The sequence below is a fragment of the Actinomadura napierensis genome (assembly GCF_039529375.1).
Taxonomy (GTDB): domain Bacteria; phylum Actinomycetota; class Actinomycetes; order Streptosporangiales; family Streptosporangiaceae; genus Spirillospora; species Spirillospora napierensis.
Genome location: NZ_BAAAMR010000096.1, coordinates 12645 through 36996, shown reverse-complemented (window position 1 = coordinate 36996; position 24352 = coordinate 12645). Strand labels below are relative to the sequence as shown.

Annotated in this window: 12 protein-coding genes; 7 read left to right on the top strand and 5 right to left on the bottom strand. The window is 73.6% G+C overall.

All coding sequences use genetic code 11. The features are described 5' to 3' along the window. The 3 genes from ABD296_RS37660 to ABD296_RS37650 all read right to left on the bottom strand — a co-directional run. Positions 1 to 5018 (bottom strand): amino acid adenylation domain-containing protein (locus ABD296_RS37660; protein WP_344278899.1); only part of this gene is annotated, 5018 nt, incomplete at its 3' end. Then, positions 5015 to 14602 (bottom strand): amino acid adenylation domain-containing protein, encoded by a 9588-nt coding sequence (locus ABD296_RS37655; protein ID WP_344278896.1) that lies wholly within the window; start codon positions 14600 to 14602, stop codon positions 5015 to 5017. The genes ABD296_RS37660 and ABD296_RS37655, both read right to left, overlap by 4 nt. A gap of 468 nt (positions 14603 to 15070) precedes the next feature. After that, on the bottom strand, positions 15071 to 16585 hold the full coding sequence (locus ABD296_RS37650) for an amino acid adenylation domain-containing protein (RefSeq protein WP_344278893.1): 1515 nt from the start codon (positions 16583 to 16585) through the stop codon (positions 15071 to 15073). Between the two features lie 278 nt (positions 16586 to 16863). Here ABD296_RS37650 and sbnA point away from each other — a divergent pair, with 278 nt between their 5' ends. From sbnA to ABD296_RS37630, 4 genes are all read left to right on the top strand, one after another. Next, positions 16864 to 17820, top strand: a complete 957-nt coding sequence (sbnA, locus tag ABD296_RS37645) for a 2,3-diaminopropionate biosynthesis protein SbnA (protein ID WP_344278890.1) — start codon at positions 16864 to 16866, stop codon at positions 17818 to 17820. A 38-nt stretch (positions 17821 to 17858) separates the two neighbouring features. Further along, on the top strand, positions 17859 to 18884 hold the full coding sequence (sbnB, locus tag ABD296_RS37640; RefSeq protein WP_344278887.1) for a 2,3-diaminopropionate biosynthesis protein SbnB: 1026 nt from the start codon (positions 17859 to 17861) through the stop codon (positions 18882 to 18884). 303 nt (positions 18885 to 19187) lie between these two features. Then, on the top strand, positions 19188 to 19430 hold the full coding sequence (locus ABD296_RS37635) for a hypothetical protein (protein ID WP_344278884.1): 243 nt from the start codon (positions 19188 to 19190) through the stop codon (positions 19428 to 19430). Between the two features lie 168 nt (positions 19431 to 19598). Beyond that, positions 19599 to 20690, top strand: a complete 1092-nt coding sequence (locus ABD296_RS37630; protein WP_344278881.1) for an acyl-CoA dehydrogenase family protein — start codon at positions 19599 to 19601, stop codon at positions 20688 to 20690. Here the strand turns inward: ABD296_RS37630 and ABD296_RS37625 are convergent. Continuing rightward, positions 20674 to 21084: a DUF2000 domain-containing protein gene (locus ABD296_RS37625; RefSeq protein WP_344278878.1), complete on the bottom strand. Its 411-nt coding sequence runs from the start codon at positions 21082 to 21084 to the stop codon at positions 20674 to 20676. The two genes, ABD296_RS37630 and ABD296_RS37625, sit on opposite strands and share 17 nt — an antisense overlap. An 84-nt stretch (positions 21085 to 21168) precedes the next feature. Between ABD296_RS37625 and ABD296_RS37620 the strand changes: the two genes are divergently transcribed. The 3 genes from ABD296_RS37620 (at position 21169) to ABD296_RS37610 (ending at position 23894) form a co-directional block, all read left to right on the top strand. Further along, positions 21169 to 21975, top strand: coding sequence for an AraC family transcriptional regulator (locus ABD296_RS37620; protein WP_344278875.1), 807 nt, complete (start codon positions 21169 to 21171; stop codon positions 21973 to 21975). A 15-nt stretch (positions 21976 to 21990) separates the two neighbouring features. Further along, a complete protein-coding gene (locus ABD296_RS37615; protein ID WP_344278872.1) occupies positions 21991 to 22989 on the top strand; it encodes an ADP-ribosylglycohydrolase family protein in 999 nt (332 codons plus the stop codon). 104 nt (positions 22990 to 23093) lie between these two features. Continuing rightward, positions 23094 to 23894, top strand: a complete 801-nt coding sequence (locus tag ABD296_RS37610) for an alpha/beta fold hydrolase (protein WP_344278869.1) — start codon at positions 23094 to 23096, stop codon at positions 23892 to 23894. Here ABD296_RS37610 and ABD296_RS37605 read toward each other — a convergent pair. Then, on the bottom strand, positions 23891 to 24313 hold the full coding sequence (locus tag ABD296_RS37605) for a TIGR03668 family PPOX class F420-dependent oxidoreductase (protein ID WP_344278866.1): 423 nt from the start codon (positions 24311 to 24313) through the stop codon (positions 23891 to 23893). The genes ABD296_RS37610 and ABD296_RS37605 overlap by 4 nt on opposite strands. Positions 24314 to 24352 lie beyond the last annotated feature (39 nt).

The following is a 24352-nucleotide window of genomic DNA, read 5'->3' as shown; positions in this document are numbered from 1 at the left end:
CGGACGACGTTCTGGTGCGGCACCACGACGCCCTTGGGACGTCCGGTCGAACCCGAGGTGTAGATGACGTACGCCGGGTTCTCCGGGGAGATCGCCACGTCCAGGTTCGCGTCGTCGTAGCCGGACGCGTCCAGGTCGTCCGGGCGCAGGGTCAGGACGGGCTCGGCGTCCTGGACCATGTACGCGATCCGGTCCTCCGGATACGCCGGGTCGATCGGGACGTACGCGGCCCCGGCCTTCAGCACGGCGAGGATCGCCACGACCAGGTCGGCCGAACGCGGCAGAGCGAGCGCCACGAACTGCTCGGGTCCGACGCCCTGCTCGACCAGGCGGCGCGCCAGCCGGTTCGCCCGCGCGTTCACCTCGCCGTACGACAGCGACACACCCTCGAACGACACCGCCACCGCATCCGGACGCGCCGCCGCCTGCGCCTCGAACAGCGCCGGAATCGTCGACCGCTCGGCCTCCGGCGCCTTGCCGCCCGCCCATTTGCGCAGGATGGTGCGGCGTTCCGAACGTTCCAGGATCTCGGCGGTGCCGATCGGCGCGTCGGGGTCGGCGACGAGGTCGCGGACGAGCCGCTCGAACCGTCCGGCGGTCGCGACGGCCGTGCCGGTGTCGAACAGGTCGAGGGCGTATTCGAGGCCGGCCTCGATCCCGGCGGGCGCACCGTCGTCGCCGTGCCGTTCCTCCAGGTAGAGGGACAGGTCGTACTTGGCGGCCCCGGCGGTCAGGGGCTCGGCGCCGCCGGTCAGCCCGTCCAGCTCCAGCCGCGCCTCGGGGTTGTTCTGGAACGACAGCACGACCTGGAACAGCGGGTGCCGGGCCATCGACCGCGCCGGGTTCAGCACCTCGACCAGCCGCTCGAACGGCAGGTCCTGGTGGGCGTAGGCGGCGAGGTCGGTCTCCTTGGCCCGGGAGATCAGCTCGCGGAACGAGGGGTCGCCGGAGGTGTCGGTGCGCAGGACGAGCATGTTGACGAACATGCCGACGAGGTCGTCCAGGGCCTCGTCGGTGCGGCCCGCGATCGGCGACCCGATCGGCACGTCCGTGCCCGCGCCGAGGCGGGTCAGCAGCGCGGCGTAGGCGGCCTGCATGACCATGAACAGGCTCGCGCCGCTCTCGCGCGCGAGGCGCAGCAGCCCCGCGTGCAGCTCGGCGTCGAGTTCGAAGGTGTGCGTGCCGCCCCGGTAGGACGCCTCCGCCGGACGCGGCCGGTCGGTGGGCAGCTCCAGCTCCTCCGGAAGCCCCGCCAGCGCGTCACGCCAGTAGGCGATCTGCTTGGAGATCAGGCTCTCCGGGTCGTCCTCGGAACCGAACAGCTCGCGCTGCCAGAGGGTGTAGTCGGCGTACTGCACCGGCAGCGGCGCCCACTGCGGCGTGCGGCCCTCCGCGCGGGCCGCGTAGGCGGTGATCACGTCGCGGGCCAGCGGCGCCATGGACCAGCCGTCCGCCGCGATGTGGTGCAGCACCATCATCAGGACGTGGCCGCCGCCGTCGAGCGCGAACAGCCGGGCCCGCAGCGGCGGCTCCACCGACAGGTCGAAGCCCCGGCCGACCTCGGCGGCGAGCTCCGCCGGCAGCGCGGCCTCCCCGGTCGCGGTGACGTCGAGGCGGGGCCGGGCGGCGGCCGGGTCCAGCACGAGCTGGCGGGCGCTGCCGGACCCGTCCGGGAAGATCGTCCGCAGCGACTCGTGCCGTTCGGCGACGTCGGCGAGGGCGGCGCGGAGCGCGTCCAGGTCCAGGGCGCCGTCCAGGCGCAGCGCGACCGGCATGTTGAAGGTCGCGGACGCGCCCTCGAACCGGTTGAGGAACCACAGCCGCTGCTGCGCGTACGACAGCGGCACGACCTCGGGGCGTTCGGCGCGCGCCAGCGGCGGGCGCACCTCCCCGCCCGCCTCGGCGAGCCGTCCGGCGAGCCCGGCGGGGGTCGGGGCCTCGAACAGCGCCCGGAGGGGCAGCTCGGCGCCCAGCGCGGTGCGGATCCTGCTGACCAGGCGGGTCGCGGTGAGCGAGTCGCCGCCGAGGTCGAAGAACCCGTCGCCGGCGCCGACGTGCGGCACGCCGAGGATCTCCGCGAACAGCCCGCACAGGATCTCCTCCCGCGGCGAGCGCGGCGCGCGGCCGGCGGACGCGCCGGCCGGGGCGCCGGGCGCGGGCAGCGCGGAGCGGTCCAGTTTCCCGTTGACGGTCAGCGGCAGCGCGTCCAGCACGGTGAACGCGGGGACCATGTAGTCGGGCAGCCGCTCGGCCGCGAACCGCCGCAGCGCGGCGGCGTCGAGGGTCGCCGGGTGGGCCGCGGGCACGACGTAGGCGGCGAGCCGCTTGTCGCCGGGACGGTCCTCGCGGACCACGACGGCGGCCTGGCCGACGCCGTCGAACCCGGCGACGACGCTCTCGATCTCGCCGGGCTCGACCCGGAAGCCGCGGATCTTGACCTGGTCGTCGGCGCGGCCGAGGTACTCGACCGTGCCGTCCGGCAGCCACCGGGCGAGGTCGCCGGTCCGGTACATGCGGTCGCCGGGGGCGCCGAACGGGTCGGCGACGAACCGCTCCGCCGACAGCGACGGCCGCCCGAAGTAGCCGCGCGCGAGCTGCGCGCCCGCGAGGTACAGCTCGCCGGGGACGCCGGTCGGGACGGGCTGGAGCGCGGCGTCCAGCACGTAGGCGCGGGTGTTGCGGTGCGGCGCGCCGATCGAGACGCGCTCGGCCCGCGCGGCGACCTGGTTCATCGTGTCGATGGTCGACTCGGTGGGCCCGTAGAGGTTCCGGGTGGTCACGCCGGGGATCTCGCGCAGTTCCGCCCAGAGGCCGTCGCTGAAGGCCTCGCCGCCGAGGAGCAGGTGCGTGGGCAGGTGGCGGCCGTCGTCGCTGAGCAGGCCCGCTTCGCGGAGCGAGGCGAAGTGCGACGGCGTGGTGTTGACCAGGTCGATCCGCGCGCGCGCCACGTACGCGGTGTACGCCTCGACGTCGCGGCGCGTGGCGTCGTCGATGAGGTGCAGCTCGTGGCCGTGCATCATCCACAGCAGGCCGTGCCAGGAGGTGTCGAACGAGAACGACGCGAGGTGCGCGAACCGCATCCGGCGCCCGCCGGCCGCCTCGACCGCCGGGTCGATGAACGCGTCCCGGTGCGCCTCGTAGTAGTTCAGGACGCCGGTGTGCGGGATCGTCACGCCCTTCGGGCGTCCTGTAGAGCCCGAGGTGTAGATGACGTAGGCGGCGTTGCCAGAGCGCAGCGGCCGGACCCGCTCCGCGTCGGCCGGGTCGTGCGCGGGACGTCCGGCGCCCTGCGGGAAGTCGTCGGCGGTGATGGTGAGGGCGGGACGGCAGTCGTCCAGCATGTAGGCGATGCGGTCGGCCGGATATTCGGGGTCGATCGGGACGTACGCGGCGCCCGCCTTCAGCACGCCCAGGATCGCCACGACGATCTGCGGGGTGCGCGGCAGGACGATCGCGACGCGGTCCTCGGCGCCGATGCCGCGGGCGATCAGCTCGTGCGCGAGCCGGTTGGCGCGCTCGTTCAGCTCGGCGTAGGTGAGGGACGCGTCGCCGCACACCAGCGCGGTGTCGCCGGGCGTGCGCGCGGCCTGGGCCTCGAACAGCGCGGGCAGCGTGCCGGCCGGGACGTCGGCGGACGTGTCGTTCCACCGCGCCAGGGCCTCGCGCTCCTCGTCGCTCGCCAGACCGACGGAGCCGATGAGCTGGGACGAGTCCTCCGCGAACGCTTCGAGGAAGCGGCGGACGCGGGCCAGCAGCGCCTCGACGACGTCGTGCTCGAACACGTCGGGCCGGTAGTGCAGCCGCAGCGACAGCCGGTCGTCCGGCACGGCGACGAACGACAGCGGGAAGTGGGTCGCGTCGTAGGAGTCGGCGGAGGCGATGCGGACGCCGTTCAGCGAGCCGTCCAGCATGGCCGGGTCGAACGGGTAGTTCTCCAGCACCGTCATCGTGTCGAACAGCGCGCCGCCGTGGCCCGCGACCCGCTGGATGTCGGTGAGGCCGAGGTGGTGGTGGGCCAGCAGCGCCGTCTGCTCCTCCTGGAGCCGCTCCATCAGCGCCGCGAGGGACTCGTCCGGGCGGTGCCGGACGCGGATCGGCAGCGTGTTGATGAACAGGCCGATCATCTGCTCGATGCCGGGCAGCTCCGGCGGGCGGCCGGAGACGGTCGCGCCGAACACCACGTCTCCGCTGCCGAGGAACCGGCCGAGGACCAGGCCCCACGCGCCCTGCAGGACGGTGCTGAGCGTGACGCCGTGCCGGCGGGCCGCCCGGGACAGGCGCCGGGTCGTGCGCTCGTCCAACTCGGCGATGGTGCGTTCCGGCGGGCGCGGCGCGCGGGCGGCGGCCGCCGGCGCGACGAGGCTCGGCTCCTCCACCCCTTCGAGGGCGCGGCGCCAGGCCTCCTCGGCGGCGGCGCGGTCCTGCTTCGCCAGCCACGCCAGGTAGTTCTTGTACGGGGTGACGCGCGGGAAGCCGGTGTCGTGGCCGCCCTGCACGTACAGCATGAACAGCTCGGTCGCCAGGATCGGCGTGGACCAGCCGTCCAGCAGGATGTGGTGGTTGGTGAGGATCAGGCGGTGCCGCGCCGGCCCCGTCCGGACGAGGACGAAGCGCAGCAGCGGCGGCGCGGTCATGTCGAAGCCGCGCGCCCGCTCCCGCGCCACGATCGCGTCGGCCTCGGCGGCGTCCGCCGCGCCGATCTCCTCCCACGGCAGCTCGACGGTGCGCGGGACGACCTGGACGGGCCGCGACAGGTCCTCGTGCCAGAACGCCGCGCGCAGGTTGGAGTGCCTGCGCAGCAGCGTCTCGGCGGCCGTCCGCAGCGCCCCGGCGTCGAGCGGCCCGTCGAGGTCGAGGACGAGCTGCGCGGTGTAGACGTCCCTGCCGTCGGCGTCATCGGCGGCGCCGTCGCCGGAACTGCCGCCGGCGCCGTCGCCCGCGTCGAACAGCGCGTGGAAGAAGAAGCCCTGCTGCAAGGGAGACAGCGGCAGGATGTCCTCGAGGTCCCCCCGGTTCACGTCTGCTTCCTCCAGGCGCTCTGCAGCTTGTCGATCTCGCTCTGATCCAGGTCCACGAGCAGGTCGGACGGGGTGAACCCGCCGGCGGCGCCGTCATCGCCGGCGGCGGCGACGTGCGCGGCGAGGCCGCGCAGCGCGGTGAACCAGCCGTCGGCCAGCTCCCGGACGGCGGCCTCCTCCAGCAGCCCGCCGGGCCACGTCCACGTCGCCGACAGCACCGGGCCCCCGGCCAGGTCGCGGGTGATCGCGTTGATCTCCAGGACGTGCGCGACCGGCATCCGCGGGTCCTCGCCGGCGGGGGTGTCCTCCGGCGCGAGCGTCCAGTCGCCGTCCCCGTCGCCGGGCGCGACGCGGCCGAGGTAGTTGAACGCGATCGGCGCGGCGGGCGGCTCGGCGAGCTCTTCTGCGGCCTCGCCGCCCCCGTAGCGCAGCAGGCCGTAGCCGATGCCCCCGTCCGGGACGGCCCGCAGCTGCTCCTTCACCTTCTTGATGGCGGTGCCGACGGGGGCGCCGCCGTCACGGACCGCCGCCCAGTCGACGGCGCCGGTGTCGAGGCGGACGGGATGGATCGAGGTGAACCAGCCGGCCGTCCGGGAGAGGTCGACGCCGGGCACGACGTCCTCGCGGCCGTGGCCTTCGAGATCGATGAGCACGTCGGTGCCGCGTCCCGCACCGTGGTGGCGGCGCCACTGCGCAACGGCGAGCGCGAGGCCGGTGAGCAGGACGTCGTTGGCGCGGCCGTGGTACGCGGCGGGAACGTCGGTGAGCAGCGGGCCGGTGACGTCGGCGGGCAGCTCGACGGTCAGCGACCGGGTGCGGGCGGCGATGTCGACGCGCGGGTCCAGGGCGCGCGGGGCGAGCCGCTGCGGCGGGCCGTCCACGATGTCGAGCCAGTCCTCCAGCTCGTCCTCGCGGTCGGCGGCGGTGGCGGTGAGCCGCTGCGCCCACCGCCGGAACGAGGTCGGGACCGGGTCGAGCGTGCCGCCCGCCCAGGCGGTGACGAGGTCGGGCAGCAGGATCCGCCAGGTGACGCCGTCCACGACGAGGTGGTGCAGGACGACCAGGAGGCGGCCCTGGTCGCGGCCCGCGTCGAACCAGACGAGCTGCGCCGTCGTCCCGGCGAGGGGGTCGAGGCGGTCGCGGGCGGCGGTGGCCTGCTCGCCGATGACCACGGCGCGCTTGTCGGCGTCGAGGCCCGCGATGTCCACCCGGGTGACCAGGTCCGCGGCGTCCACCGTGCCGGGCTGCCGCACGACCGGCCGCCACTGGCCGCCGTCGGCGTCCAGGCGGAGCCGGAGGACGTCGTGGTGGTCCAGGACGGCCTGGAACGCGGCGGCGAGCCGGTCGGCGCCGAGCGCGGGCGGGGTGCGCAGCAGCATCGACTGGTGGAAGCCGCCGATCAGCGACGCGTCGCCGCCGACCCGCTCGCGCAGCCACGCGACGATCGGGGTGACGGGGGCCGGGCCGACGCCCGCGCCGGGCGCCTCGGTCTCGACCCGCTCGTCCTCGCCGACCGGACGCGCGACCGCGGCCAGCTCCTCGACGGTCTGGTGCTGGAAGACGTCGCGGGGCGTGATGACCAGCCCGGACTGCCGGGCCCGGGACACGAGCTGGATCGCGATGATGGAGTCGCCGCCGAGGTCGAAGAACCCGTCGTCGATCCCGACCCGCTCCAGGTTCAGCACTTCCCGGAACAGGCCCGCGAGCGCCTCCTCCTCGGCGGTGCGCGGCGCGCGCGACGACGCCTTCGCCGAGAAGTCCGGCGCGGGCAGCGCCTTGCGGTCCAGCTTGCCGTTGACGGTGAGCGGCAGCGCGTCCAGCTCCACGACCACGGCCGGGACCATGTGGTCGGGCAGGTCGCTTCCGGCGAACTTGCGCAGCTCCGCCGAGTCCACCGGCGCGGAGACGACCACGTAGGCGACGAGCCGGTCGTCGCGGACGACCACGGCCGCGTCCGCCACCGCCTCGTGCCTGGTCAGCGCCGACTCGATCTCACCCGGCTCGATACGGAAGCCGCGCAGCTGCACCTGCTGGTCGCTGCGGCCGAGGTATTCGAGGCGGCCGTCGTTCAGCCACCGCCCGACGTCGCCCGTCCGGTACATGCGGGTGCCGGGCTTGCCGTGCGGGTCGGCCACGAACCGCTCGGCGGTCAGCCCGGACCGGTTGAGGTAGCCGCGCGCCAGACCCGGCCCCGCCACGTACAACTCCCCGACGACGCCCGGCGGGACGGGCTGCAAACGGTCATCCAGAACGTAAACACGCAGGTCAGGGATGCCGACGCCGACGACGCTGCCGGGGGCGGTCGCGGCGTAGGCGCGGTCCAAGGCGATGTACGAGACGTGCACCGTGGTCTCGGTGATCCCGTACATGTTGACGAGCGTCGGCGCGTCTTCCGGATGCCGCGCGTACCAGTCCTCCAGGCGGCCCAGTTCGAGGGCCTCGCCGCCGAAGACGATGTACCGCAGCGCCAGCTCGGTGCCCGGGTTCGCCTTGTCGGCCGCCATCAGCTGGTAGAACGCCGACGGCGTCTGGTTCAGGACGGTCACCCGCTCGTCGGCCAGCAGCTTCAGGAACTCGTCCGGCGAACGCGACGTCAGGTACGGCACCACGACGAGACGCCCGCCGTAGAGGAGCGAGCCCCACAGCTCCCAGACGGTGAAGTCGAACGCGTAGGAGTGGAACAGCGTCCACACGTCGTCGGGCCCGAAGTCGAACCAGTGCTCCGTGGAGCGCAGCAGGCGGACGACGTTCTGGTGCGGCACCACGACGCCCTTGGGACGTCCGGTCGAACCCGAGGTGTAGATGACGTACGCCGGATGGTCCGGCGAGATCGCCACGTCCAGGTTCGCATCGTCGTAGCCGGACGCGTCGAGATCGTCCGGCCCGATGGTCAGGACGGGCTCGGCGTCCTCGACCATGTAGGCGATCCGGTCCTCCGGATAGTCCGGATCCATCGGGACGTAGGCCGCGCCCGCCTTCAGCACGGCCAGGATCGCCACGACCAGGTCCGCCGAGCGCGGCAGTTTCAACGCCACGAACTGCTCGGGGCCGACGCCCCGCTCGACCAGGCGGCGCGCCAGCCGGTTCGCCCGCGCGTTCACCGCGCCGTACGACAGCGACACACCCTCGAACGACACCGCCACCGCACCCGGACGCGCCGCCGCCTGCGCCTCGAACAGCGCCGGAATCGTCGCACGCTCGGCTTCGGGCGCCTTGCCCCCGGCCCAGTCGCCGAGGATCAGTTCGCGTTCGGCCGGGTCGAGGACGGCGGCGGCGCCGATGGGCGCGTCGGGGTCGGCGAGCAGCGCGGCCAGGTGCCGCTCGAAGCGGGCGACCAGCCGCTGCGCGGTGGCCGGGTCGTAGAGGTCGAGCGCGTACTCCAGCTCGCCGTCGAGACCGTCCTCGCGCTCGGTGAGGATCATCAGCAGGTCGAACCGGGACACCCCGGCGTGCAGCGGCTCCACCTCGGCGCTGAACCTCGGCATCTCCAGCCGCGCCTCGGGGTTGTTCTGGAACGTCAGCCCGACCTGGAACAGCGGGTGCCGGGCGAGGTGCCGCGGCGGGTTGAGGACCTCGACGAGCCGCTCGAACGGGACGTCCTGGTGGGCGTAGGCGGCGAGGTCGGTCTCCTTCACCCGCGCGACCAGCTCGCGGAACGTCGGGTCGCCGGAGGTGTCGGTGCGGAACACCAGCATGTTGACGAACATGCCGACGAGATCGTCGAGGGCCTCGTCGGTGCGGCCCGCGATCGGCGACCCGATCGGCACGTCCGTGCCCGCCCCGAGCCGGGTCAGCAGCGCGGCGAACGCGGCCTGGGCGACCATGAACGGGCTGGCGCCGGTGGCGAGGGACAGCTCGCGCAGCGCGGCGTGCACGTCCGGGCCGAGCCGGAAGCGGGCCGTCGCCCCCCGGTAGGACGCCTCCGCCGGACGCGGCCGGTCGGTGGGCAGCTCCAGCTCCTCCGGAAGCCCCGCCAGCGCGTCACGCCAGTAGGCGATCTGCTTTGAGATCAGGCTTTCGGGGTCGTCCTCGGAACCGAACAGCTCTTGCTGCCAGAGGGTGTAGTCGGCGTACTGCACGGGCAGCGGCGCCCAGTCCGGCGCGGCGCCCCCCACGCGCGCGGCGTAGGCGGTGATGAAGTCGCGGGCGAGCGGCGCCATCGACCAGCCGTCGCCGCCGACATGCTGCAGGAGCAGCAGCATGACGTGCTCGTCCTGCGCGAGCCGGAACAGGTGCGTGCGCAGCGGCGGCTCGGCGGAGATGTCGAAGGCGTAGCCGGCGGCCATCGCCAGCCGCGACGGCAGCTCGGCCTCCGTCGTGCCGGTGATCTCCAGTTCCGGGCACGCGGCGGCCGCGTCCAGCACCAGCTGGCGGGGCACTCCCCCGCTGTCGGGCAGGACCGTGCGCAGCGTCTCGTGCCGCTCCACCAGGTCGCCGACGGCGGCGCGGAGCGCGTCCACGTCGAGCGGTCCGCGGATGCGCAGCGCGATCGGCATGTTGTAGGTGGCGGACGGGCCCTCGAACCGGTTGAGGAACCACTGCCGCTGCTGCGCGTACGACGGCGGGACGGTCTCGGGCCGCTCGCGGGGCTCCAGCGCGGGGCGCTCGGGCGCGGCGTCCCGGCCGTCCAGCAGCGCGGCGAGCCCGGCGACGGTCGGCGCCTCGAACAGCGCGCGGACGGGCAGCTCCGTGTGCAGCATCCGGCGGACCCGGCTGACGACCCGCATCGCGATCAGCGAGTTCCCGCCGAGCGCGAAGAAGTCGTCGTCGGCGCCGACGCGGTCGAGGCCCAGCAGGTCGGTGAAGACGGCGGCGACGGCCTCCTCCCGCTCCCCGGACGGCGCGCGGTAGGCGGTGGACGGGACGGCGGGCGCGAGGTCCGGCTTCGGCAGCGCCTTGGTGTCGACCTTGCCGTTCGGGGTGAGCGGCATCTCCTCCAGCACGACGACGGCGGCGGGCACCATCGACTCGGGCAGGTGCGCGCGGACGTGGGCGCGCAGCCCCTCGGGGTCGACCGTCGCGCCGGGCGCCGCCACTACGTAGGCGACGAGCCGCTTGACCGCAGGGCCCTCGGCGGGCTCGGCGACCTGGACGAGGGTGACACCGGGCAGGCCGAGGCCGTCCACGGTGACGGCGGCGCGGGTGGCCGCCACCTGCTCAAGGGTGCGCAGGTACCAGCCGGTGAGCCGCTCGGCGGTGCCGGCGTCGAACAGGTCCCGCGCATACTCCAGGGTGCCGGTCAGGCCGCCGCCGGGGGCGTCCTCCAGCAGGAACTCCAGGTCGAACTTCGCGACGCCCGGGTCCACCGGCTCGACCGCGACGTTCAGGCCGGGCAGCTCGACCGACGGCTCGGGGTTGTTCTGCAGGGTCAGCATGACCTGGAACAGCGGGTGCCGGGCCAGCGACCGGACCGGGTTCAGCACCTCGACGAGCCGCTCGAACGGGACGTCCTGGTGGGCGTAGGCGCCGAGGTCGGCCTCCCGGACCCGCGCGAGGAGTTCGGCGAACGACGGGTCGCCGGAGGTGTCGGTGCGCAGCACGAGCGTGTTGACGAACACGCCGACCAGGTCGTCGAGGGCCTGGTCGGTGCGGCCCGCGATCGGCGAGCCGATCGGGACGTCGGTCCCGGCGCCGAGCCGGGTCAGCAGCGCGGCGAGCGCGGCCTGCAGCACCATGAACACGCTGACCTGGTGGTCGCGGGCGACGGCGCGCAGCCCCTCGCCCAGGTCCGCCGGGACCTCGAAGGCGGCCCGCCCGCCCCGGTAGGAGGCGCGGTCGGGGCGCGGCCGGTCCAGCGGCAGGGCGATCTGTTCGGGAAGCCCGGCGAGGGCGTCCTTCCAGTAGGCGATCTGGCGGGCGGCGAGGCCGTCCGGATCGTCCTCGGAGCCGAGCAGCTCGCGCTGCCAGAGCGCGTAGTCGGCGTACTGGACGGGCAGCGGCGCCCACTCGGGCGCCTTGCCGTCGCGGCGCGCCAGGTAGGCGGTGATGACGTCGCGGGCCAGCGGCGCCAGCGACCAGCCGTCGCCGGCGATGTGGTGCAGGACGAGCAGCAGCAGATGCTCGTCCGCGCCCGTCTCCTCCGTGCCCGCCCCGTCCGTGCCCAGCCGGTACAGGTGCGCGCGGACGGGCAGGTCGGACGCCAGGTCGAACCCGCGCGTCGCGTCGGCGAACAGCGTCCCGAACAGGTCGCCGGGGCCGGCGTCGCCGATCGTCAGCGGCGGGTCGGCGTCGGCCGGGTCCAGGATGATCTGGACCGGTTCGCCGTCGGCGTCGCCGAAGACGGTGCGCAGCGACTCGTGCCGGGCCACGACGTCGCGGAGCGCGGCGCGCATGGCGCCGACGTCGAGCACGCCGGTCAGCCGGAGCGGGATCGGCATGTTGTAGGTGGCGGTGGGGCCTTCGAGCCGGTTGAGGAACCAGAGGCGCTCCTGCGCGTGCGACACCGGCAGCGGGTCGGGCCGCTCCGCCGGCCGCACCGCCGGGCGCCGGGCGCCGGTCCCGGACGCGTCGATCCGCTCGGCGAGGCCCGCCACGGTCGGCGTCTCGAACAGCGCCCGGACGGGCAGCTCCACGTTCAGCGCGGCGCGGGCGCGGGCGACGACGCGGGTGGCCTTCAGCGAGTCGCCGCCGTGGTCGAAGAAGCCGTCGTCGACGCCGACCCGGTCCACGCCGAGGACGTCGGCGAAGATCCCGGCGAGGATCTCCTCGCGGGCGTCGCGCGGCCCCCGCGAGGACTCCGCGGCGGCGAGGTCGGGCTCGGGCAGCGCGGCCCGGTCGAGCTTCCCGGCCGGGTTGAGCGGCATCGCGTCCAGCACCACGATCGCGGACGGCACCATGTAGCCGGGCAGCGTCCGCCCGACGAACTCGCGGAGGGCGGCGGGCTCGGCCGGGCCGCCCGCGGCGCCGACCACGTACCCGACGAGGACGGTGTCGCCCGCGGCGTCGCGGCGCGCGACGACGACGCTCTGCGTCACGCCGGGGTGCGCCGCCAGCGCCGCCTCGATCTCGCCCAGCTCGATGCGGAAGCCGCGGACCTTCACCTGGTGGTCCAGGCGGCCGAGGTACTCGATGTGCCCGTCGCCGTTCCAGCGAACGAGGTCGCCCGTCCGGTACATCCGCTCGCCGGGCCCGCCGAACGGGCAGGCCACGAACCGGTCGGCGGTCAGCGACGGGCGGTGCAGGTACCCGCGGGACTGGCCGGCGCCGGCCAGGTACAGCTCGCCGGGGACGCCGACGGGGACGGGCCGCAGCCGCTCGTCCAGCACGTACGTCCGGGTGTTGGCCAGCGGCCCGCCGATGGGCGCGACCGCGTCGGGGTTCCCGTCGTCGAACCAGCCGGTCACGACGACCGTCGTCTCGGTGGGGCCGTAGATGTTGGAGATCCGCGCGTTGGGCAGCAGCGCCCGGACGTCCTTCAGCAGCCGCGGCGGCAGCGCCTCGCCGCCGAGCGCCATGTCCTCCACGTCGAGCCGGAAGTCGCCGCGTCCCAGCAGCGCCGACACCGCCGACGGCACGCCGCCGATCAGCGAGCCCGACCAGCCGCCGCGCTCGGCGACCTCGAGCAGGTCCCGGACGACCTCGATCTCGCCGCCGACGGTCAGCGGAACCAGCCATTCGAACACCGACAGGTCGAAGTTCAGCGACGTGGCGAACAGCACGCGGCGCAGCCGGTCGGCCCCGTAGGCCGCCATCGCCCGGGCGCGGAAGCCGGCGAAGTTCTCGTGCGAGATGGGGACGCCCTTCGGGCGCCCCGTCGAGCCCGAGGTGTAGATGATGTAGGCGAGGTTGCCCGGGTGCAGCGGCCGGACGCGCTCCGCGTCGGTCACGTTCTCCCCGGGGAGACCGTCGAGCGCGAGCGCGTCCAGCTCGACCCGGGGCGTGCCGCCGGGCAGTTCGGCGGAGCGGGTGGTGATGACGCAGGCGGGGCCGGCGTCGGCCAGCATGTGGGCGACGCGGTCCGGCGGATAGGTCAGGTCGATCGGCAGGTAGGCGGCGCCCGCCTTCAGCACGGCCAGCGCGGCGACGACGAGGCCCTCGTCGCGCGGATGGGCGAGCGCGACGAAGTCGTCGGCTCCGACGCCGCGCGCGATGAGGTGCCGGGCCAGCCGGTTCGCGCGCGCGTTCAGCTCGGCGTAGGTGAGGCGGGCGTCGCCGGCGATGACGGCGGTCCGGCCGGGCGTCCGCGCGGCCTGCGCCTCGAACATCTCCGGTGCGGTGCGCGGGTCGACCGGGTGCGCGACGCGGTTCCACTCGTGCAGCACCAGGTCGCGCTCGGCCTCGTCCAGCAGTTCCACGTCCCGCAGCGGCGTCGACGGGTCGACCTCGCCGAGCGTGCGCAGCAGCCGGAGGTACCGCTCGTGGTGCGCGGCGACCTGGTCCTCGGTGTAGAGGTCGGGGTGCGCCTCGAAGTCGACGCGGATCCCGGCGCCGTCGAGGTTGTCGTAGATGTTGATCGCGAGGTCGTCGATCGGCCCGATCGTCATGGCGTGCATCCGCGCCGGCATCCCGGCGAAGTCGAGCCGGTAGTCGAACGCCATGATGTTGATGACCGGCCCGTACAGGCGGCGCCGCTCGCCGAGCAGCTTCAGGTCGCGCAGCAGGTCCTCGCGGCGGTAGCGCTGGTGGCGCAGCGCCCGCGCGCTCGCCCGCGTCGCGGCGCGGACCAGCTCGTCCACCGTCATGTCCGGGCTGACGCGCACGCGCAGCGGAAGGATCGTCGACAGCATCGCCGGCGTCTCCTTGGCGACCCGCGTGGTGCGGCCGCTGACCGCGAGGCCGAGGATGACGTCCTCGGTGCCGGTCATCCGCGCCACGTACGCGGCCGTCGCCGCGATCGCGAGGCCCTGCGTGGCGGTGCGCAGCCGCCGGGCGCCGGACGCGAGCGCGGCGGACTCCTCCGGCGGGACGACGGCGACGCGGCTGATGAAGTCGGCGGTGGGCGCGGCCATGTCGTCGGTCAGGCTCACCGCAACCGGCTTGTCGGCGAACCGCTCCGTCCAGTACGCGCGGTCCCGCTCGAACCTGTCCGACGCCCGGTACTCCTCCTCCTCGGCGAGGACCCGGCGGTAGTCGCCGAGTTCCGCCGGCACGTACTCGCCGCCGTTCGCCAGCGCGGTGTACACCTCGGCGGCCCGGTGCATGATCAGCGGACCGCTGTGGCCGTCCTGGATCGCGTGGTGCGCGCGGATGAACCACCGGTGCAGGTCCGGGGAGAGCCGCAGCAGGGCCGTGACGAGCAGCCGCTCGCCGTCCAGCGGCAGCGGCTCGGCCATCCGCCGCCGCATCCACTCCCGCGCCGCCGCGTCCGGGTCGGGCTCGCCGGACAGGTCCACCAGCGGGATCGAGACGCTCGCGCCCGGGTCGAGGACCTGCCGCACCGTCCCGTCCCGCTCGGTGAACCGGACGTTGAGCGCCAGCACCTCGTGCGCGCCGATGCGCGCCATCCGGTCGAAGAGTTCGTGGTCGAGCGGGCCCTCGATCTCGATGTACTGCGCGATGTGAATCGGCGTTTCGGGAGCCAACTGCTGCGCGTACCAGACGCTCTGCTGAGCGGCCGAAAGAGGAACGTACTCGGTGGACGACATCAAGTGCTTTCCCGGTCGAAGGGGGTTTGCTTTGTGCCGGACATCGGCGGCCGGAAGGCGCCGGCGGGCGGAAATTCAAACAGAATGACCACAGAACTGATCGGGCTGCTCCCCGTCCCCTTTCACCCGAGTCCCTTCCGGAACGCGGCGGCGCGCGAACCCGGGGGGTCGACGCCCCGTGGTCCCGCACATACAGAGCGCCGCCGTTTTCGCCCTCGACCGGGACCCGCCCCGCGCCCCATCGTCCTACTCAGGAGTAGCGGGGCCACAGTTAACCAGCCCGTCACATGCCTCGCAATCCCCTCGAAAGTAGAACTTGACCCCGCCAATTGCTCACGGGAGTGACAAAAGAGCCGGTCACCGGCCGGGTCCGCCGCGCGCCCGACGCTCATCCGGTGACAAAGGTTGGCAACTCAACACGGACAATGCGATTACGCAGCGTTAAAAGATCTCCGTCGGGCACCCGCGCTACCCGGCCGGGTACTCGTGCACGACGACCGCCGCGGCGCCCACCGCGGGGTGCCGCTGCAGCACCGCCTCGATCTCGCCCAGCTCCATCCGCACGCCGGAGATCTTCACCTGCCGGTCGACCCGCCCCAGGTACTGCAGGACGGGGCGGTCCGCGCCGCCGGCCCCGGCGGGCAGCAGCCGCACCGCGTCGCCCGTCCGGTAGAGCCGGCCGGTCGGCGACCCGCCGAACGGGTCCCGGTAGAACGCCTCCCGGGTCCGCGCGTCGTCGCCCAGGTAGCCGCGGCCGACGGCGACGCCGCCGACGAACAGCTCCCCGGTCTCGCCGACGTCGCACGCCGCCCACGTCCCCTCGTCGAGGGGCCGCAGGACGTAGAGGCGCGCATTGACGATGGGGGCGCCGATGGGCAGCCGCAGCAGGTCCAGGTCCCCGGCGGTCACGGTGTGGTGGGTGACGTCGTCGGAGCACTCGGTGGGGCCGTAGGCGTTGAGCAGCCCCGCGTGCGGCATCGCCTCCAGCCAGCGGCGCGCCAGCTCCGCCGGCAGCTCCTCGCCGGTGGCGATCATCCAGCGGAGGCCGCCCAGGCTTCCTTCGGAGGCGTCGGGCAGGTCGTCCAGCAGGTGCCGGACCATGGTCGGGACCAGCTCGACCACCGTGATTCCCTGCGCGTCCACCGCGCGGGCGAAGGCGACCGGGTCGTGCGCGACCTCGTCGCCGACCACGTCGACCCGGCCGCCGACCAGCAGCGGGCACAGCATCTGCCAGATCGAGATGTCGAAGCCGAGCGGCGCGGTGAACGCCACCACGTCGTCCCCGGTCAGCCCCAGGTCGACGATCTTCCCCCAGAGGTGGTTGACCATCCCCTGGTGCTCGACCACCGCGCCCTTCGGCCGGCCCGTGGACCCGGAGGTGAACAGCACGTACCGGGGGCGGTCCGGCGCGTCCAGGCGCGGCGCGCCGGCCCAGGGCGCGAGGCCCGCCGCGTCCGCCGCCCGCAGCACCCGGCAGCCGGCCTCGGCGACGCCCTCCAGCAGCGCCGGGGCGCACTCCCCCTCGTCCACGACGACCAGCACGGACGCGCCCGCCTGGTCGAGGACATCGCGGACGCGGCCCGCCGGCCAGGTCTCGTCGGCCGGCACGTACAGCGCGCCGATCAGCTCGATGGCCAGGAACGCCGCGACCACCGCGGCGGAGCGCGCGCCGCCGACGCCGACCACGGTGCCGGGCTCGACGCCCGCGTCCTCCAGCAGCGCGGCCAGCCGGCGCGCCTCCTGCGCGAGCCCGGCATAGGACAGCGTCCGGGTCCGATCGGCCACCGCGGGCCGGTCCTGCTCGGCGGCGAACCGCTCCACCCGGGTGATGACCGGATCGGGCAGGTCGACCGGGCGCTCGCACACCATCCCGTGCCGCACCGCCAGCTCCCGCGCCCGCTCCGCCTCGCCCGCGGGCACGGCGAGGACGGGCAGGCCGTCCAGGGGCAGCAGCCGATCCACGGCCGGACCGCGAGCGCTCATCTTCACTCTCCGTGATGTCGTTCTTCTCCACCGTCATCGGCAAAAGAAGCGGAGGTCATAGCTTATGTCCGACTCCGGTAGACGGCGCTCCGGATTGCGGGGATTGGATGCTACTCGCCGGTAATCGGGGGTTGCGACGGAACATGCCCGAAGGTACGGTGAGGCTCCGCCATGACCCTGGCGTGAGGCTCGCGGCGTACTCGGGGGAAGATGAGGGAATTGTTTCTTCATTCAAGGGTGACAGCGTGCCGATAATCACCTCGCCGCAGGATTTCAACGTGGACGACCTTTACGTCGATCTGCGCCACGTCACGGGCCGTCCGCTCTTCCTCAAATGCGAGGGATTCAATTTCGCCGGGTCGGTGAAACTGAAGGCCGCCGCCGCGATGGTGGAGGCCGCCGAACGCGACGGCGTGCTCACCCCCGGCTCGACGATCGTGGAGTCCTCCTCCGGCAACCTCGGCATCGCGCTCAGCCTGATCGCCGCCGACCGCGGGCTGAGGTTCGTCTGCGTCACCGACCCGCGCTGCAACCCCGCCTCCGTCCGGCTCATGCGCGCGCTCGGCGCCGAGGTCCGCGTCATCTCCGCGACCGACGCCAACGGCGGCTTCCTAGAGAGCCGCATCCGGTACGTCCGGGACCTGTGCGAGACCGACGACGGGTACGTCTGGCTGAACCAGTACGCCAACCGCAACAACTGGCTCGCCCACTACCGCGGGACCGCACCGGCGATCGACAGGCAGTTCCCCGACCTGGAGGTCCTCTTCGTCGGCGCCGGCACGACCGGCACCCTCATGGGCTGCGCCCGCTACTTCCGCGAGCACCGCCGCCCCGTCACGATCGTGGCGATCGACGCGGTCGGCTCGGTCACCTTCGGCGGCATCCCAGAGCGGCGCCTCGTGCCCGGCCTCGGCACCAGCGCCCGGCCCGCCCTGGTCGACGAGTCCTACGTCGACGACGTCGTGCACGTCGCCGAACGGGACACGATCCGCACCGTGCACACCCTCGCCTCGCGCGGGTTCCTGTTCGGCGGCTCGACCGGCACCGTGGTGTCCGGCGCGTCCCGCTGGCTGGACGCCAAGTACCCCGGCGAGGAGCCGGTCGCCGTCGCCATCGCGCCCGACCTCGGCGAGCGCTACCTCGACTCCATCTACGACGAGACCTGGCTCGGCGAGCACTTCGGGGAACTGCTCCCCGGCCTCGATCTCCCGGCCGCCGGTATTCTCGGCGTCTGATCATCCCGAGCACCGCGAAAAGGACACGGAGTTCCCCCATGACGCAGGCCCCCACGTTCGCCGTGATCTCCGGCGCCCAGGTGCACGACGCGATCGCCGGGCGCGAGGAGCAGGTCATCGGCATGGTCGAGGCCGCCTACCGGCTGCACGGCGAGGGGCGGACCGTCAACCCCGACTCCTACTTCCTGCGCTTCCCCGACCGGCCGTCCGACCGGATCATCGCGCTGCCCGCCTCGGTCAAGGGCGACGTGGACGTGCACGGCATCAAGTGGATCTCCAGCTTCCCCGACAACGTCGCGAACGGCGTCCCCCGCGCGTCCGCCGTGCTGATCCTCAACGACGCCGAGACCGGCTACCCGTTCGCGTGCCTGGAGAGCTCCATCATCTCCGCCGCGCGCACCGCCGCGTCCGCGTCCCTCGCCGCCGCCACCCTCGCCGACAAGCGCGGCGACCGGCCCCGCCGCGTCGGGTTCATCGGCGTCGGCCTCATCGCCCGGTACATCCACACCTACCTTGCGGGCAACGGCTTCGCCTTCGACGAGCTCGGGATCCACGACCTCTCGCGCGAGCATGCCGAGGGCTTCAAGGGCTACCTCGAACGCTCCGAGAAGGGCGCCGTCACCGTCCACGACTCGGCCGAGTCCCTGATCCGCTCGTCCGACCTGGTCGTCTTCGCCACCGTCGCCGGCGAGCCCCACGTCACCGACCCGGCCTGGTTCGCGCACAACCCGCTCGTCCTGCACGTGTCGCTGCGCGACCTCTCCCCCGAGATCATCCTCTCCGCCTACAACATCGTGGACGACGTGGAGCACTGCCTGAAGGCCAACACGTCACCGCACCTGGCCGAGCAGAAGACCGGCGACCGCGGCTTCGTCGCCGGCACCCTCTACGACGTCCTCACCGGCGCCACCACCCCGCCCGCCGACAAGCCGGTCATCTTCTCCCCGTTCGGCCTCGGCGTGCTCGACCTCGCCGTCGCCAAGTACGTCCACGACCAGGTCACCGCCGCCGGAAACCTGCACACGATCCCCGGCTTCTTCCACGAGATGAAGCGCTACGGCTGACCCGGCGCCTCGCCTGGGACGCCCGCCCGCACGGCGTCCCCCCACCTCACGCGAACTCGGACGTCTCCAACTCGATCCCATACGGCTCTGGCAACGGCAGCCCCCTGCCGAACGGCACCTGATGGGCCAGACCACCGGGCGGTGACCATGGGGCGTCACCGGCGACCGCGTCCTCACGCCCTTCTCCTTTTGCCCGGAGGAACCTGCATGCAGTGTGCGACGGTTCAGGTGCACTCCGTGATCGCCAGGCAGACCCGTCCTCATCGAGCAGATAGAACGGCGGGGAGCGGGCAGGTTCTCGTCATGGACGAGCAAGATGCCGGGCGCGGGGACGTTCAGGAGCTGAACGACTTCGAGCTGGCGGTGTACGAGACCGTGGCGGAGATCGACGTCGAGGGCCGCGCGGCCGACTTCGAGACGCTCGAGCGGCTGATGGATGCGCCCGAGGAGGACCTCTGGGCCGCGCTGGGCCACCTGGTGTCGGTCAACCATCTGCACTCGACCCCGAAGGGTTACGTCCTCGGCCCACACGACTGGGACGCGTAACCGTCGACTTGCGGCGAGTCGTCGTTCTGGGGCGGCTCATAACGACGACTCGCCGCAAGTGAACGGGGTTCGGGGCGTCCCGGTGAGCGGGAGCGGGGGTCCCCGGGCGGGGGCGGGGCGGGAGGATGGGCGACCGTCGTACACGTGCCGGGTCAGGGAGGCCGCCGGATGGAGCTCGTCGTCACCGAGGAACAGCGGGAGCTGCGCGACGCGCTGCGGCGGTTCTTCGCCGACCGGTCGCCGTCCGCGGAGGTGCGGCGGCTGATGGAGACGGCCGAGGGCTACGACCCCAAGGTGTGGGCGCAGATGGCCGAGCAGCTGGGGCTGCAGGGCCTGGCGATTCCCGAGGAGCACGGCGGCGCGGGCTTCGGCGTGCGGGAGCTGGCCGTCGTGTTCGAGGAGATGGGGCGGGCCGTCGTTTGCGCGCCGTTCCTCGCCACGATCACGGCCGCGGCGGCGCTGCGGGCCGGGGACGGCGGGCACGACCTGCTGCCCGGCATCGCGGACGGGTCGACCATCGCGACGCTCGCGGTCGCGGAGGACGGCGGGAGCTGGGATCTCGATGCCGTGGAGACGCGGGTCGAGGGCGGCGCTCTGCGCGGCACCAAGAGCTTCGTGGTCGACGGCTGCGTCGCCGGGCTCGTGCTCGTGGCGGCGAAGGACGACGGCGGCGTCGGGCTCTACGCGGTGGACGCGGACGCCGAGGGCATGACCAGGACGTCCATGCCGACGCTCGACCAGACGCGGAAGCTGGCGCGGATCGGGTTCGACGGGACGCCGGCGCGGAAGGTCGGCGGCGCGGACGCGGTCCGGCACGCCCTGGACGTCGCGGCGGTGGCGCTGGCGGCCGAGCAGCTCGGCGGCGCGCAGCGGACCCTGGACATGACGGTCGAGTACGCGAAGGTGCGGCACCAGTTCGGGCGGCCGATCGGGTCGTTCCAGGCGATCAAGCACCGCTGCGCGGACATGTTCGTGCTGGTGGAGTCGGCGCGGTCGGCGGTGCTGAACGCGGCGGCCGCCGCCGACGAGAGCCCGGAGGAACTGCCGCACGCGGCGGCGCTGGCGAAGGCGTACTGCTCGGACGCCTACTTCCACACGGCGGGCGAGGCGATCCAGCTGCACGGCGGCATCGGGTTCACCTGGGAGCACGACGCGCACCTGTACTTCAAGCGCGCGCAGTCGTCGCGGCAGCTGTTCGGGTCGCCGGACGCGCACCGCGAGCGCCTCGCCGCGCTCGCCGGCATCACGGGTGCAGCCTGAGCCCCTTCAGGGCCTTGTCCACGCCGTTCTTCGGGCCGTGGACGGCGAACCCGACGAGCGGCATGTCCTCGGCGGTGACGGCGCGGACGGTGGCGCGGTTGGCCTCGTCGTGACCGGTCTTGAACATGTCCTCGATGTAGACGGCGACGTCCATGTCGCGGGCGAGCGCCCGCGCGTGGGCGGCCTTGACGGCGTCGGCGCCGGCCTCGTAGATCAGGACGGGCTGGCGGAACATCGCGAGGTAGGCGTTGCCGGAGGCGTCCTCGTAGGGGTCGCCGATCACGCCGGGCACTCCCCCCGCCACCGCGCTCGCCAGGAACGCGGTGACGTTGAGCCGCTGCCACGCGGCCAGGTCGTCGCGGACGACGATGCCGATCTTGGTGTCGAAGCGCATGCCGTCCAGGCTGCCGGGACGCGCGGGCGGCGGTCTTGAACGCTCGTGCGCCGAGCCGGACCGGAAGCGGGCCAGACTGGAGACGTGGACTGGAGCAGGTACTGGCGGTCGGCGGACCGCCCGCTGGAGGCGATGCACGCGCACTTCGAGCGGCACGTCTACCACCGGCACAGCCACGACACGTACTCGTTCGGCGTCACCGAGGACGGCTACCAGGCGTTCAGGTGCCGGGGCGGCGCGCACACGAGCGCCGCCGGGATGGTCATCGCGTTCAACCCGGACGATCCGCACGACGGCCACGCGGCGGACGAGCTGGGCTTCACCTACCGGATCGTGCACATCGGGCCGGAGCTGGTGTCCGGGGTGCTGGCCGACATCGCGGGGCGTCCGGCCGGGCTCCCGCTGTTCGACGCCCCGGTGGTCGGCGATCCGGCGCTCGCGCGAAACCTGCGGGCGCTGCACGCGGCACTGCTCGGCGGGGCCCCGGCGCTGCGGCGGGACGAGCTGCTCACCGCGACGGTCGGCGCGATGGTGAACCGGGCCGCGTCCGATCGGCTGCGCGTCGGGCCGTCGTCGGGGGCCGCCGCGCGCGCCCGGCACCGCCTGGAGGAGTCCTACCTGAACGATGTGGGCGCGGACGAGCTGGCGGAGGCGGCGGGGTGCAGCCGGTTCGCGCTGTACCGGGCGTTCCGCCGGGCGTACGGGATGGCGCCGAGCGACTACCAGCGGCAGCTGCGGCTGCGAGCGGCGCGGCGCCGGCTGGCGCGCGGCGAGCCGATCGGGGACGTCGCGGCGGCGACCGGGTTCGCCGACCAGAGCCATCTGACGCGGTGGTTCGTCCGCTGCTACGGGATGACGCCCGGGAGTTATCGGGGAGCTTACGGGGACTGAGGAACAATGTCGCCCATGATGCGGGCGAGCGGAGCGATGTTCGGGCTGGCGTACGGGGACTCCCTGGGGGCGCCGACCGAGTTCCTCGACATGAAGCAGATCCGGCGGCGGTTCGGCGAGCACGGGCCGACGCAGCTGAACGGCGATCCCGCGCTCGTCACCGACGACACGCAGATGGCGATCGCGGTCGGCCTCGCCCTCCTGGACGCCCTGGAGAACCCCCCGTTCACGCCGGACCTGGTCGCGCCGATGTGGCGGCGGCGTTTCGTCGACTGGCTCGACAGCCCCGACAACAACCGGGCGCCCGGCCACACGTGCCTGCGGGCGTGCCGCGGCCTGGCCGCGGGGAAGCCGTGGGTGGAGGCGACCGTGGCCGGCTCGAAGGGCTGCGGCGCGAACATGCGGGTGGCCCCGGTCGGGCTCGTCCCGGACCTGTCGGACGAGACGCGCGCCGGCGCGTCGCAGTTGCAGGCGGCGATGACGCACGGGCATCCGACCGGGCTGGCGGCGAGCGAGCTGACGGCGTTCGCCGTCCGGTGGCTGGCCGACGGGATGGCGCCCGGGGACCTGCCCGCCGCGCTGCGCGCCCGCTGCCATGAGCAGCGGACCGTTTACCACGAGCGGTGGCTCGGCACGCTGTGGCAGCAGCCCGGCATGGACGCGCCGGAGACGTTCATCGCGCGCGGCTGGGACGAGTGCCTGAACGTCCTCGACCGGCTGGACGAGGCCGTCGCGCGGGGCGACCGCGCGTCCGACCCGTGCGAGATCACCGGGGAGGGCTGGTGCGCGGAGGAGGCCCTCGCCACCGGCCTGCTGTGCTTCCTGCTGTTCCCGGACGAGCCCGTCGAGGCGATCTGGCGCGGCGCCGCCAGCTCCGGCGACTCCGACTCGGTCGCGTGCCTGGCGGGCGCGTTCGCGGGCGCGCGCCTCGGCATGGACGCCTGGCCGCGGGAGTGGGCCGGGCGGATCGAGTACGCGGCCGAGCTGACCCGGATCGGCGCCGCCTGGGACTGACCACCGGACGGCCGCGCGAAACCAGCTCGCAAGGGGGTTGACCTCGCGTAGCTTGAAAGCTAATCTTCTTAGCCATAGAGCTACACCGAACAACGGAGCGCGCGATGAGCGACCAGACGCAGTACCTCGACCTCCCCGGCGGGCGCCTCGCCTACGACGACGGCGGCGAGGGGCAGCTCATCGTGTGCCTGCCGTCCATGCTCGACACGCGCTCGCAGCTGCGGTTCCTCAAGCCGGCCCTCATCGGGGCCGGATACCGGGTCGTCACCGTCGACCAGCGCGGGATGGGCGAGACCAGCGCCGACTGGCCCGAGTACGGCAGCACCCCGCTCGCCCACGACCTGATGGCGCTGCTGCGGCACCTGGACGCCGGCCCGGCCTTGGTCTACGGCTGCTCCAACGGCGCGGCCGCGGCCGTCTACGCCGCCGCCGAGGCGCCCGAGCTGATCAAGGGCCTGGTGCTGGCGGCGCCGTTCGTCCGGGACGGCAAGGCCGGCCTCGCGCAGAAGCTGACCATGGCGCTGTTCCGGATCCCCGGCCTGGCGGTGCCGCTGTACATGTCGTACTACCCCAAGTGGGAGCCGAAGCGCCCGGCCGACTTCGACGAGCACGCGGCGCAACTGAAGGCCAACCTCAAGCAGCACGGCGGCGGCAAGGTCATCGCGTCCTACATGAGCATGTCGCACGCCGAGGCCGAAGCGCGGCTGGACAAGGTCACCGCGCCCGTCCTGGTCATCATGGGCACCGGCGACATCGACTGGCCCGACCCGGCCGCCGAGGCCGAGTGGGTCGCCGGACGGCTGGACGGCAAGGTCGTCATGCTCGACGGCGCCGGCCACCACCCCCACGCGGAGTTCCCCGCCGAGATCACCGAGGCCGTCCGCGCCTTCGACGCCGGGATCTAGGGGACGGCGGTCCAGCCCGTCCAGGCGTCGATGGTGACCGCGATGACCGGCCCCTCGGGCGGACGGTCCCGGTACTGGGCGTACCGGCCGGCGAGGAGCCGGACGGGCTCGGCGCGGCGCGCGTCGTCCTCGACCACGGCGGCGTGGCCGTCGACGCGGACCCACCAGAGCCGGTCCCAGTCGTCCTCGTAGTGGTCGGCGAGCAGCGCGACGCGCGGGTTGGCGCGGATGTTGGCCAGCCGCCGCAGGTCGCGGGTGCTCTTCGGCTTGTGGTCGACGGCGGTGTAGACCGAGCCGCGGTGCACGGCGAAGGTGACGGGGACGAGGTGCGGCCGGCCGTCCTCCCCGACGGTCGCGAGCCGCGCGACGGGAGCGCTCGCGAGCAGCCGGCACGCGTCGTCCGGCGAAAGCCTGGGCATGGGCGGCAGCCTGCCACGGCGCGGCGCCGGATCCCAGCA

Excerpts from the sequence above, each read along its gene's own strand:
- ABD296_RS37605 (WP_344278866.1), bottom strand. The coding sequence starts at position 24,313 with ATGCCCAGGCTTTCGCCGGACGACGCGTGCCGGCTGCTCGCGAGCGCT.
- ABD296_RS37625 (WP_344278878.1), bottom strand. The coding sequence starts at position 21,084 with ATGCGCTTCGACACCAAGATCGGCATCGTCGTCCGCGACGACCTGGCC.
- ABD296_RS37650 (WP_344278893.1), bottom strand. The coding sequence starts at position 16,585 with ATGAGCGCTCGCGGTCCGGCCGTGGATCGGCTGCTGCCCCTGGACGGC.
- ABD296_RS37610 (WP_344278869.1), top strand. The coding sequence starts at position 23,094 with ATGAGCGACCAGACGCAGTACCTCGACCTCCCCGGCGGGCGCCTCGCC.
- ABD296_RS37655 (WP_344278896.1), bottom strand. The coding sequence starts at position 14,602 with ATGTCGTCCACCGAGTACGTTCCTCTTTCGGCCGCTCAGCAGAGCGTC.
- ABD296_RS37635 (WP_344278884.1), top strand. The coding sequence starts at position 19,188 with ATGGACGAGCAAGATGCCGGGCGCGGGGACGTTCAGGAGCTGAACGAC.
- sbnB (WP_344278887.1), top strand. The coding sequence starts at position 17,859 with ATGACGCAGGCCCCCACGTTCGCCGTGATCTCCGGCGCCCAGGTGCAC.
- ABD296_RS37615 (WP_344278872.1), top strand. The coding sequence starts at position 21,991 with ATGATGCGGGCGAGCGGAGCGATGTTCGGGCTGGCGTACGGGGACTCC.
- ABD296_RS37630 (WP_344278881.1), top strand. The coding sequence starts at position 19,599 with ATGGAGCTCGTCGTCACCGAGGAACAGCGGGAGCTGCGCGACGCGCTG.